At 57.4% G+C, this 6,849-nt stretch carries 6 protein-coding genes; 1 reads left to right on the top strand and 5 read right to left on the bottom strand.

What is annotated here, in order from left to right; genetic code table 11:
- Nucleotides 1-175: 175 nt before the first annotated feature.
- From FHK95_RS19765 to FHK95_RS19755, 3 genes are all read right to left on the bottom strand, one after another.
- Nucleotides 176-1,030: a PA4780 family RIO1-like protein kinase gene (locus tag FHK95_RS19765; RefSeq protein WP_150306354.1), complete on the bottom strand. Its 855-nt coding sequence runs from the start codon at nt 1,028-1,030 to the stop codon at nt 176-178.
- A 69-nt stretch (nt 1,031-1,099) separates the two neighbouring features.
- The gene (locus FHK95_RS19760) at nt 1,100-2,863 is read right to left on the bottom strand and encodes an alkaline phosphatase D family protein (protein ID WP_150306353.1); all 1,764 of its coding nucleotides are present in this window, start codon (nt 2,861-2,863) and stop codon (nt 1,100-1,102) included.
- Between the two features lie 81 nt (nt 2,864-2,944).
- The gene (locus FHK95_RS19755) at nt 2,945-4,162 is read right to left on the bottom strand and encodes a serine hydrolase domain-containing protein (RefSeq protein ID WP_150306352.1); all 1,218 of its coding nucleotides are present in this window, start codon (nt 4,160-4,162) and stop codon (nt 2,945-2,947) included.
- Nucleotides 4,163-4,373: 211 nt separating this feature from the next.
- On the opposite strand from FHK95_RS19755, the gene FHK95_RS19750 reads away from it, so the two are divergent.
- Nucleotides 4,374-4,748 carry a YkgJ family cysteine cluster protein gene (locus tag FHK95_RS19750; protein ID WP_150306351.1) on the top strand — a complete coding sequence of 125 codons (375 nt, stop codon included), beginning with the start codon at nt 4,374-4,376 and terminating at the stop codon, nt 4,746-4,748.
- Nucleotides 4,749-4,859: 111 nt separating this feature from the next.
- On the opposite strand, the gene FHK95_RS19745 is transcribed toward FHK95_RS19750, so the two are convergent.
- Nucleotides 4,860-6,524, bottom strand: a complete 1,665-nt coding sequence (locus tag FHK95_RS19745; RefSeq protein WP_150306350.1) for an electron transfer flavoprotein-ubiquinone oxidoreductase — start codon at nt 6,522-6,524, stop codon at nt 4,860-4,862.
- 119 nt (nt 6,525-6,643) lie between these two features.
- Nucleotides 6,644-6,849: hypothetical protein (locus tag FHK95_RS20165; protein ID WP_206668638.1), on the bottom strand; the 206-nt coding region annotated here is incomplete at its 5' end.

Here is a 6,849-nt window from a genome sequence, read left to right as displayed (position 1 = left end):
AATGCACATCTCATAATGGCCGGGGCCGTACACCCCGATATACAAGGCCGGATATAAGCGTGCAATCTCATTCTCGAATGTCATGTGGCTTGCAACACGGGACGGGTCCATATAAGGGTCGCCCTCGGCGCGACGGCGTCTGCAGGACGCCCTTGGGTTTACTACTGAAATGCCCTTACTGTTCTTCCGCGTCCCGGATACGTTCCTGCCGTTCCTGCTCTTCGGCAAATGCCGCGCGAATCTCGTCAACCACCGAACCGACATCGGCAGCCTCTTCACTCTCGGCGAAGAAACCTGTCAGCTCTGTGTCCGGGTCCAGTTCGCCGTCTTCATATTTGGCCCACATTTCCTTGGCGTAGCGCGTCTCCAGCAGGTCCGGAGCGTACTGGCCGTAATACTCCGTCATGTTGTTGACGTCGCGCTCAAGCATCGACCGGGCATTGTTATTGGCCGCGGCGTCCACCGCCTGAGGCAGATCGATAATTACCGGACCGTATCCATCGACCAGCACGTTGAATTCGGACAGATCGCCATGCACCAGGCCTTCACAGAGCATCAATTTGACGTACTCCATCACCAGAGCATGATCTTCACGAGCATCTTCGGCGGCCATTCTGATGTCATTAAGGCGTGGCGCGACGGCACCATCGCCGTCGGTCACCAACTCCATCAGCAGCACGCCTTCGAAGCAGCCGTAGGGCTGTGGCACCCTGACGCCGGCGCGAGCAAGGCGATAGAGGGCGTCGACCTCGGCGTTCTGCCAGGCCTCTTCCTGCTGATTGCGGCCGAATTTCGAGCCTTTCTCCATGGCGCGGGAACGGCGGGAGTTCCGCACCTTCCTGCCTTCCTGGTACAGCACAGCCTGCTTGAAGCTGCGCTTGGCCGCTTCCTTGTAAACCTTGGCACAACGGATCTCGGTGCCACAGCGCACGACATATACGGCAGCTTCCTTGCCACTCATCAGCGGACGTAAGACCTCGTCCACCAGACCGTCGTCTACCAGCGGTTGTATTCGTTTAGGGATTTTCATAGCGCCCTTATACCCTGAAACGGGCAGTTTGATAATCCCCCTGAGCCGGAGCCGACGAAATAGAGCTTACTAACGTTTGATATTATCCGCCGGGGCTGGCGAAACGAGGCGACGATTCTGCGCTCCGGTTGCGGCAGTCAGAGTAAACCGGCGAGCCTGATCCATCCGGTAGTCAGGGTGCGCGACACCGCTGACAAAGTGCCAATCGGCTGTGGCGTGCTCGGGAGTGAAGGTCACGAGCATATAACCGCGCTGATAGGCGTTGACGTACTGCACGTCATGCGTGAGCGTGGTGATTGCCCGCTCGCTCAAGGGCATCAGCGTTTGTGGAATGTCCAGATAGCTTTCCATGCCAGGCGATGTCACTGAACTGGTGACAAACTCCACGCCAGCGTGGGTACCTTCGAGGGTTGTCAGATTGCAGGCCCAGGCATTGTGGGTATCGCCGGAGAGCACCACAAGGTTTGTGTCATGTGCGCTCGCATGCTTGAGCAGCATTTCCCGCTCGTAGGCGTAACCGTCCCAGGCATCCAGACTGAAGGGGACCAGCGTTGCCACCTGATCGAGCTCTTGCTGCGTCAGCGAGGGGTCATTCTGTTGACGACGCTGCGCGATAGCGATCAACGCCTGAAGCGTCTGGGCAAGATCGCGATCTTCTGCGTCCTGCAGCACCGACAAGAGCGCCCGCGGCAACATTCTTTGGCCCATCAATACCTGCTGGCCAAGCACCTGCCAGGTCGCGCCAGAGGTCTCCAGGGCGTCATACAGCCAGCGCCGCTGCGACTGGCCCAGCAGGGTTCGACTAGGGTCCATGCTGTCGCGCCGGAAGGCAGCAGACTTGAAGCCTTCATCGTCATAGTAATCACTGAAGGTGAGCTGGCGATCGCGTCCGATCACGCGGGTGTCCAGCATGTGCAGGCTGACCAGGTTGCCAAAGTCGAAGCTGCGGTAGATGGTCAGTTGATCGTCGCTGCTAGCTGGGCGAACCGGCATCCATTCGAACCAGGCCTGCAGGGCAGCGCGTTTGCGTTCGTCGAAATCGCCTTCGTCCTCGTTGTGGTTCTGCGCGCCGTGTTGCCAGGTGTCATTGCTGATTTCGTGATCATCCCACACGGCAATACAGGCGGCTGCTGCATGCAGCGCTTGCAGGTCCTCGTCGGTGCGGTACAGCGCGTAGCGTTTACGGTAGTCGGCCAGCGTCAGGGTCTCGCCGTCGTTATCAGCAGGCAGCGCCCGGCCCATGTCCTCCGCCGCAGCCGTGGCGTAGCCGCCGGCGCCGTATTCGTAGATATAGTCGCCAAGATGAATCACTGCATCCAAGTTTTCAGCGCGGGCGACCTCGGCATACACATGAAAGTAACCGGCTGGATAATTCGCGCAGGAGACCACCGCCAGGCGCACCTGACTCACATCACCGGCGGGCAAGGTCTTCGTATTGCCGTGCGCAGAGGTAACGCCCTGGGAGTTAAATCGATAGTAGTAACGGGTATCGGGCTTAAGGTTCAGTACATCAACCTTGACTGTGTAGTCCTGTTCCGGACCTGTCCCGGTCGAACCCTTATGCAGCAGCTCTGTGAAGCCTGAATCGGCCGCCACTTCCCAGCCGACCTCGATCGCTTCGCCAAGGGCATCGATTGGCGATATCCGGGTCCAGAGAATGACCCGGTCACGCAAGGGGTCACCACTGGCGACCCCATGCCGAAAAGCGATCTTGCGCGGCGTTGCATGCGCAGCCGAGAGGGCACCGCTGACAAAACCGCTCTGCAGCCCCGTGGAAACCGCAATGCCGCCCAGCGCGAGGGTCGATGCTCGCAGAAAACCTCGTCGATTCATGCTCGCCGCTCCTGTAAGAAAACAAGATCGAAGCGATTATGCAGTCTAGTCGATGACCAACCGAGACTGAGGGCCGGTCAGTCAGTCAACCAGCGCGGCGTGCACCAGCGCTCGCAGTTCCTGCCTCAGCAGGTAGGCGGAGGAGGGTATCAATTGGGTCATGAAGATCACCACCAGCTCCTCCACCGGATCGATAAAAAAGGCTGTGCCGGCCATGCCGCCCCAGCCGTATTCACCGACGGAGCCAATAGTCTGAGACTTGGCAACATCGGTCTTTACCGAGAACCCCAGACCAAATCCGGAGCCATCGTAGGGTGTTTCGCTGAAGCCCCCGACTGTGACGCTGGGCAGATCCTGATCATCTGGCAGGTGGTTCAGGCGCATGAACTCCAGAGTCTTGCGGCCGATGATTCGCGCACCCTCCAGTTCACCACCATTGGCCAGCGCCTGGGCGAAACGATGATAGTCGGTAATGGTTGATACCAGGCCTCCACCGCCAGACAGATAGCCATGCTCGCGCGCGAAGTGGGAGTGCTGCGGGTCGTCCTGGAGACTGAATTGATCGCCTGGCTGATACTGGTAGCAGGCCGCAAAGCGATTCAGTTTTTCTGCCGGGACAGTAAAGAAGGTGTCGTGCATCTTCAGCGGCTTGAACACATGCTCGGCGAAATACGCTTCCAGGCTCATGCCTGACAGGAGTTGCACCAGATAGCCGCACACATCGGTCGATACTGAGTAGTTCCACGCCGTGCCTGGAGAGAACTCCAGCGGTAGTCGTGACAGCTCATCTATCAAGCGTTCGAGGGTCAGCCCGGAATTGCCGTCTAGTTTCAGCTCGCGATAAGCCGCGTCGACATTGGTGCGGTTCATGAAGCCGTAGGTCAGGCCTGACTGATGCGTCAGCAGATCACGGATGGTCATGGACCGCTCGCAGGGCACCGTTATGAAGTTGGGGTGAATGCCAGACTTGTAAACGCGTAAATTCTTCCAGGCAGGTATGTACTTGTGCACCGGATCGTCCAGCAGAAACCGGCCCTGCTCATACAACTGCATCAGGGCGATCGAGGTGACCGGTTTGGTCATCGAGTAGACCCGGAATAGCGTATCTGTCTGAACCGGTTTGTTGCGCTCCACATCCATCATGCCCTGTGCATGCAAATAGGCGATTTCACCGCGCCGGGCAACCAGCGTTAGCGCACCCGGTAGTCGGCCCGGTGTGATATAGGCCCTGTCCAGATGTTCGGCGATTCGAGACAGGCGCTGGGTATCCAGGCCGGCAATGTGGGCGGTTTCAGTCATGCAGTGATCCGTTTGCTGATGTGAATTTGCCTCGATGGTAACGCGTCAGAACCCAGCGGGGGAGTATTCCCTTATCGGTCAATATAGGCTCATAAGTGCAAGCGCCTCATGCCAGAAAATAAGTGGGTTCTTTCGCCGAATTCCGCTTGTGTGCTCAGGCCGTTGCGCTGTAAAAGTCGCGCTCCAGAAATTACCTGAGGTACGCGATGAAATGAGCGAAACAACACCCTGTCTGAACTGCGGTGCATGTTGTGCCACATTCAGGGTTTCGTTTTACTGGGGCGAGACGGACAGCGCCCAAGAGGGAGGTGTACCCGCCCACCTGACGGAACAGATAAGCCCGCATTTGAGCTGCATGCAGGGTACGAACCAGCCCGAACCGCGCTGTGTTTCGTTGATGGGATCAGTAGGCGATGGGGTGCGCTGTAATATCTACGAGAAACGTTCCAGTGCCTGCCGGGATTTCCCCTATCACGGAGAAGCAGGGCAGGAGAGTCCGCATTGCCAGCGCGCCAGGGCCACACATGGCCTGCCCCCGCTGCCAAGTCCGCAGCATCCGCACCTGATTCCTGTGGTCGCGGCCTGATAGCTGCGTAGAGTATGCGGTAGAGCCCCGGGGCTGTAGAGCGCCGGGTTATGTAGCAAAAATAACAAGGCCCCGCATATATGCGAGGCCTTGTTTCGTTCCAGCACCAAATTACATGTTGGGGTAATTCGGACCGCCGGTTCCCTCAGGCGCTACCCAGGTGATGTTCTGGGCAGGGTCCTTGATGTCGCAGGTCTTGCAGTGCACGCAGTTCTGCGCGTTGATCTGGAACCGCTTGTCGCCGTCATCACTGGTTACCACTTCATACACGCCAGCTGGGCAATAACGCTGTGCTGGCTCATCGTACAGCGGCAAGTTCTGCTCAATCGGAATGCTTGGATCTTTGAGCTTCAGGTGAACCGGCTGATCTTCTTCGTGGTTGGTGTTCGACAGGAATACCGAGGAAAGCTTGTCGAAACTCAAGACACCGTCGGGCTTACGATAGGCAATCTTCGGCGCTTCCGAGGCTTTCTTCAGACAGGCGTAATCCGGTGTGGTGTCGTGCAGGGTCACCGGCATTTTGCCGCTAAACAGGTTCTGGTCGATGAAGTTGAACGCATTACCCAGCAATGCACCAAATTTGTGAATGGCAGGACCAAAGTTGCGCGAACGGAACAGCTCGTCGTATACCCAGCTGGCCTTGAAGCCTTCGACGTAGTTGGTCAGCTCATCACCGCCTTCACGCCCGGCTGCCAGGGCTTCGAGTACTGCATCGGCCGCGAGCATGCCCGACTTCATGGCTGTGTGGTTGCCCTTGATCTTGGAAAAGTTCAGGGTGCCCAGGTCGCAGCCAATCAGCGCGCCGCCCGGGAAAACCATCTTCGGCAGCGAGTTCAGGCCGCCTTTGGCGATGGCGCGGGCGCCGTAGGAAACGCGCTTGCCACCTTCCAGGTACTGTTTGACGACAGGGTGGTGCTTATAGCGCTGGAATTCGTCGAAGGGCGACAGGTGCGGATTGGAATAGGACAGATCGATGATCAGACCTACTACAACCTGATTGTTCTCGATGTGATAGAGGAACGAACCACCGGTGTTCTCGCTGCCCACGATATCCATGGGCCAACCTGCAGTATGAACGACCAGGCCTTCTTCATGCTTGGCAGGGTCGATATCCCAGATTTCCTTGATACCGATACCGTAGTGCTGGGGATCGACACCCTCGTTCAGGTTGAACTGGTTCATCAGCTGCTTGCCGATGTGCCCGCGGCAACCTTCGGCGAACAACGTGTACTTGGCACGCAGCTCCATGCCGGGGGTGAAGAAACCTTCCTTCGGATTGCCTTCACGGTCAACGCCGAGATCGCCGGTCACGATACCGCGCACGACACCGCTTTCGTCGACCAGGGCTTCCTGGGCAGCGAAGCCGGGATAAACCTCTACGCCAAGGTTTTCAGCCTGTTCAGCCAACCAGCGGCAGAGGTTGCCCAGGGAAATAATGTAGTTGCCTTCGTTGTGCATGGTTTTCGGCACAAACAGGTTCGGAATTTTGTAGCCTTTTTCTTCGCTGGTGAGCATATAGATGTCATCACGCATCACCGGAGTGTTCAGCGGAGCACCCATCTCTTTCCAGTTGGGGAAGAGTTCATTCAAGGCGCGCGGCTCAAACACGGCGCCTGAGAGGAGGTGAGCCCCGACTTCGGAACCTTTTTCAACAACGCAGACGCTGACTTCCTGACCTTTTTCAGCAGCCTGTTGCTTGATGCGACAGGCAGCGGAGAGGCCGGACGGCCCTGCGCCGACGATGACAACGTCAAACTCCATGAATTCGCGTTCCACTATATATCTCCTACTCTAGGCCGGATCAGAATTTAGTTATCAAGGCCCATCCTGGGCCGATTAGCCGCGCATTATATCAGCCAAGCAAGGCTGCTCCAACGCAAACATCCACTTGCAGGTCAGACAGCGGCCTGTGGAACAAGGTCCCGGCCTTGACCCTGCATGGGGTGATCGGCATGATTAAGCGCTTTTTTTATGAATGGTCCCGTTCGGTCAACCAGTAGCAAGCGGCGGGAAGCTCTTGAAGATTTATTCAATAAGAGGATGCCATGAAGGTACTTGTAGCAGTTAAACGGGTCGTTGATTACAACGTCAAGGTTCGCGT

This window comes from Pseudomonas saliphila (assembly GCF_008638345.1).
GTDB classification, from domain to species: Bacteria; Pseudomonadota; Gammaproteobacteria; order Pseudomonadales; family Pseudomonadaceae; genus Halopseudomonas; species Halopseudomonas saliphila.
This window is presented reverse-complemented; position numbering and strand designations above follow the sequence as displayed.